This is a genomic window from Pseudoalteromonas sp. SR45-5, from assembly GCF_014163565.1.
Classification (GTDB): Bacteria; Pseudomonadota; Gammaproteobacteria; order Enterobacterales; family Alteromonadaceae; genus Pseudoalteromonas; species Pseudoalteromonas distincta.
Genome location: NZ_JACJDN010000852.1, coordinates 1 through 1,331, shown reverse-complemented (window position 1 = coordinate 1,331; position 1,331 = coordinate 1). Strand labels below are relative to the sequence as shown.

1 pseudogene is annotated in these 1,331 nt (G+C 31.2%); it reads left to right on the top strand.

Annotation, left to right across the window (positions count from 1 at the left end):
* Positions 1-92: 92 nt before the first annotated feature.
* A pseudogene (locus H5072_RS19585) lies at positions 93-1,331 on the top strand (S9 family peptidase); the annotation flags it as partial.

Here is a 1,331-nt window from a genome sequence, read left to right as displayed (position 1 = left end):
AAAAAGAGGAAAAAAGAGGAAAAACACAATAAAATAGAGTTGTTAAATAAAGGTTACTAAAAATACAAGAACACTGTAAAAAAGGAAGTGAAATGTTAACAAGAAGTTTTATAGCTTTGTGCTTAATGATATTAAGCTTTAATTTACATAGTAAAAATACATTAGAAGATTTTTTTGATGTAAGTGGTTATGCTGAAGTGAAAATATCTCCTGGCGGTCAATTTTATTCTATAACTTATAATGAAGACACTGAAGTAAAGCTAGTTATTCTAGAAAAAGATACAGGTAAAACGACTGCCGCATTTTCTTTCGGAGAATATCAAAAAATACAAACGGTTACTTGGCTTAACGACGAAAGATTTATGATGTCAGTCGCCAAAACTGTAGGCTACTTAGATACAAAAGGAAGTCGTCCTTATTACGTTGCAGCTAATTTTGATGGTTCTAACCGCAGAGAAATTTTATTTTCAAACACTTCTTTTATTAATATAATCAGTATATTACCAAACGATAAAGAAAACATTCTAGTCACTAAAGGCCACTATAATGACGATTTTGCAGTAAAAGTTCATAAACTTAATATTTATAACGGGAAAATGGACTATGTAGCAGGTCAGCCAAAAGAAGATGTTTTTGGTATAACTACAGATATTAGTGGTAATCCACGAATAGCATTCAGCTACAAAGAAGATAAAGAACAAGAGCTAGGTAAAGGTGACCTTAAAGCTTATTTTAGAAAGACAGTTAAAAGCGAGTGGCAGTCTTTAGATCTTAAGAAATTAAATTACAATAAAGGCGATCGACTGAATTTTCTAGGAATGAACTTAAAAGGTAATAAAGCTTTTATACTCAATGATTCAGGAAGAAAAACAATTGCAATTTATGCTCTTGATTTAGTCAATGAAGAACTTAGCCTTCTCGCCGCAAACGATAGCGTAAATATTACAGACGCAATTTTTGGGCCTCAAGGTAATGTAATTGGGGTAACTTTTGACCCTGATTATCCTCAATATAAGTACTTTGATTCAAACGATGAAAACGCTATTTATAAAAGCTTAAGCGACACTTTTAAAAACTATAGATTAGAATTCACAAGCCACTCTAAAAGTAAAAACTTAGCTGTTTTTAAAGTAGAAGCAGATACTACTCCAACTACATTTTATTTATATGATATTGAAAAAAAACAAGCATCATTTATTGCTTCAAGCTCACCTGAAATCGATAAAAAAAGTTTATCAACAATGGAACCATTTAAAATTAAAGCTCGTGATGGCGTAGATTTAAGTGGGTATTTAACAATACCAAAAGGGCTTGCAGATAAAAACCTACCT